Source organism: Paenibacillus sp. GCM10027630 (assembly GCF_042676305.1).
In the GTDB taxonomy this organism is placed as follows: Bacteria; Bacillota; Bacilli; order Paenibacillales; family NBRC-103111; genus Paenibacillus_S.
In genome coordinates, this window is record NZ_JBHTGY010000074.1 from 1 (window position 1) to 3,333 (window position 3,333).

General features: G+C 42.1%; 4 protein-coding genes and 1 riboswitch. Of the genes, 1 reads left to right on the forward strand and 3 read right to left on the reverse strand.

The window, feature by feature from the left end; genetic code table 11:
* Nucleotides 1-438: 438 nt before the first annotated feature.
* From ACFQ0C_RS31695 to ACFQ0C_RS31705, 3 genes are all read right to left on the reverse strand, one after another.
* Nucleotides 439-1,212 carry a thiazole synthase gene (locus ACFQ0C_RS31695; protein ID WP_308862384.1) on the reverse strand — a complete coding sequence of 258 codons (774 nt, stop codon included), beginning with the start codon at nucleotides 1,210-1,212 and terminating at the stop codon, nucleotides 439-441.
* 52 nt (nucleotides 1,213-1,264) lie between these two features.
* Nucleotides 1,265-1,465, reverse strand: coding sequence for a sulfur carrier protein ThiS (gene thiS / locus ACFQ0C_RS31700; RefSeq protein WP_258217417.1), 201 nt, complete (start codon nucleotides 1,463-1,465; stop codon nucleotides 1,265-1,267).
* 100 nt (nucleotides 1,466-1,565) lie between these two features.
* Nucleotides 1,566-1,703: riboswitch (TPP riboswitch) on the reverse strand.
* Between the two features lie 68 nt (nucleotides 1,704-1,771).
* On the reverse strand, nucleotides 1,772-2,641 hold the full coding sequence (locus tag ACFQ0C_RS31705) for a nucleotidyltransferase-like protein (protein WP_379372877.1): 870 nt from the start codon (nucleotides 2,639-2,641) through the stop codon (nucleotides 1,772-1,774).
* Nucleotides 2,642-2,762: 121 nt separating this feature from the next.
* On the opposite strand from ACFQ0C_RS31705, the gene ACFQ0C_RS31710 reads away from it, so the two are divergent.
* The gene (locus ACFQ0C_RS31710) at nucleotides 2,763-3,104 is read left to right on the forward strand and encodes a DUF2614 family zinc ribbon-containing protein (protein WP_379372879.1); all 342 of its coding nucleotides are present in this window, start codon (nucleotides 2,763-2,765) and stop codon (nucleotides 3,102-3,104) included.
* Nucleotides 3,105-3,333 lie beyond the last annotated feature (229 nt).

A 3,333-nucleotide genomic window follows, 5' to 3' on the forward strand; every position in this document is an offset into this window, starting at 1 on the left:
AAGACCGTTTAACGCAAGCTTGTCTTAAGCTCAAAAGTAATGCTAGCGAGAATTTACATTCTCTATTTTAACACTCACTCGTTGTTCAGTTTTCAAAGGGCAATCATTGACAAAGCGATACTTTTTGCTTCATATCTTCTTTTGTCATTTGTTGTCGCTGTTTTTAGCGGCGACTTTCTTAATATACCACATCGACCTAGTTGATTGCAAGTAATATTTTTTAATTTATTTCAAAACATCACTTGGTAAAGCTTTCTAAATCAACTTGCCTTTTTAGCGGCGAGGAGTAATATATCATGGGCTAATATATAAAGTCAAGCATAAAACTAATCTTTTTTTAAAAAAGAAGAAAAAAGAGAACCGCCTCATTAACAAGGACTTGGCTCTCTCCCACTATCCCTCACTTATTATAGCAAATATGTTCGCTCTCTATGCCCTTTATTCAATCATGCCTTCCTCAGGACTACTTGCAGAAGCATAGCGTTTTTTTGCAATACGTCCTGCCAAGAAGCCTTTACGCCCTGCGATAACGGCAAGCTTAAACGCCTCGGCCATTAATGCCGGATTCCCCGCACCCGCAACTGCAGTATTCAACAATACTCCGTCAGCCCCAAGCTCCATAGCCAGAGCAGCATCTGCAGGCCCTCCAATCCCTGCATCCACAATTACAGGAACTTTGGCCTCCTCAATAATAAACCGCAGCTGATTTGGATTAGCAATACCCTGTCCTGAACCGATCGGTGACGCTCCCGGCATTACCGCAGCAGCACCTGCCTCCTGAAGCTTGCGAGCCAATATCGGATCGTCTGATGTGTAGGGCAGCACAATAAAGCCGAGATCCACCAAAATCTTGGTAGCCTCTAATGTACCTATAGGGTCAGGCAGCAACGTTCTTGGATCACCAATAACCTCCACTTTGATCATATCGCATAAACCTGTAGCTTTAGCGAGCTTGGCAATACGTACAGCCTCTTCTACGGAGTAAGCTCCAGCAGTATTAGGAAGCAAGGTAAACTTTTTTAAATCCAAGGTCTCCAGAAAATTAGGCGCTTCAGGGTTGTCAATAGGCAAGCGACGAATCGCAAATGTCAATACATCGGCCTCCGAGGCCTGTACTGCTTGATTTTGAATATCAAGAGATGTAAACTTCCCCGTTCCTAACAGCAGTCTGGATTTAAATTCATATGGACCGATCTTTAAAATGTCACTCATAGCGTTAAGCCTCCAATAGAATAGTTTTGAATAAAATCAGGGTTACAGCTATTTAGCCTCCGCCTACAAAATGAACAATTTCGAGTCGGTCCCCTTCCTTAAGCGCCATTGAGTCATACTGTGTCCGTTCTATGATTTCGCGATTAAGCTCAACTACCAAAATTTTTTGCTCCAGCTTAAACAAAACCAATAAATCAGTAATCGTTGAAACTTCCGTTACTTCTCTGTTTTCGCCATTAATGACCAATTGCACCATGCACACCCCGCTTTCCTAAACTCTTTTACCAATCAAATCAACAAAAAAAGCCAACCCCATAAGGGTTGACTCTGTAAATCACACTGAAAATCAGCTTGATTACTTTCGTCCACTTCCCTACGCTGGTATCATCCAGAAGCATGCAGACTGCATGCCAATCAGGTTCCAAGGGTCAAGGAACAAGCTTCCTTCTCTCAGCCCCGCTTTTGAAATAAGGGCTCCCCTAGTGGTATTCAATTAACACGATTATATCAGAAAACAATTTGCATGTCGCTTTATTGTAAACTTTTTATCAAATAAACCTTACATGTTCATATAACGGATTTCCAATTCAGAAACATGTATATCTGAAGTGTAGATGATTTCTTTGGCCAATGACTTTTTCACCAATCTATTGAGCAATAAAGGAAGCTCCATCCGGATATCCGCTAACTTCTCATGCTGTTGAAGCTCATATAAGCTCCAGGCTTGCTCACGGCTTGAGAGAACATCCAATAACATTTTGCAGCAGCGCTCCATCTTGTTCATGACAGAGAACTCACAAGCGAGCAGTACCAGTTGCACACGCTGCTTCAGAGTTTCTGTACTTAATGTTAGTTCCTCATACAGCTTGTAAACCCCGGGATTGATCGACTTGATCTGGCGCCAAACGGTTACTTCAGGATGAATCCCCGCTTCAATGATAACAATCCTGGCCCAATGATGCAGCGCATCCAAGATGTTATTGTAGGCATCCAGAACGTGATCTTCCAAAATGTATTCCTTGCTCTCCAAATATCTTCTCAAAAATCTGGAAAATTCAATGATCAGCTTATGTTCGCGCAATTCTGCCGGAAACTCCAAAGTACGGTGCCTCAAGCCTTCTAAATACGTTTCTCGATCCAGAAGAATCTCTCCTTTTAAGATCCAGTAGATGAGGTTTCGATGCTCCCCGTGCAAAATCAAGCTCTCAAGATCAGAAGGACTTATCCATCTTTCTTGTATACGGCAGTTGTCTTTTATATAATGATATTGTTGATCGGTTTTCAGGTCTTCTTTTGAGATGACCAGCAGGAGCAGATCAAATCCGTCCGTGATAGCGGAAAACAATGATGGATTATCCACCGCCAATATACTGATAACTGCTTCATCTTCACGGAGCCTGGCAACCAGCTGTTCCTTTATGGCATTCATCGCTGCAGCCTCCAAAACTCACTTTTCGTTGATACATCTTATTTCTACAAAGTTGGTCGGTTTCCTGCATTAATTATGTGACAACTATCACAATTTATTTTGGAAGAAAGAAGTGACAACGATGAAATTCAAATCAAGTAAAGTCAATGAGTTCCGGTTATGGGGCCTTATGTTAACAATGGGCGGCATGCTGCTTATGATTGTCGGGTTGGCTGGAATTGTATTTAACTGGGGGGCTGCCGGTAAAATTATGGCCGGTATCTTTATGGTTCTGGGAGCAATAGCTATGCTAGCAAGCATGGCAGTGTATTTCTGGGCCGGTATGATGTCCACAAGCACAACCGTGATCGAATGCCCTGAATGCGGCAAACCAACCAAGCTGCTTGGCAAAACAGACCGTTGTATGTTCTGTAAAACCATCTTATCCCTGGATCCTAAACACGATCCTAATGCAAATGTTTAAACAGACTATAAATCAATAACAGATGCCTTCTTCATCCTCAAAACAAGCATACTTGTCGAGGCTGAGCATGAAAAGATAATCCTATCTTCCTATTCTACAAAAAAAAGAGCCCCTCTACTGCAATCTGAACTGTGACCCAATTTATGGACACGTAATAAAAAGCTACTAGGCTGAAAGAAGATGACTTCTGTATTCATCAGGGGTCATCTTTTTTAATCCCCACTGGTAG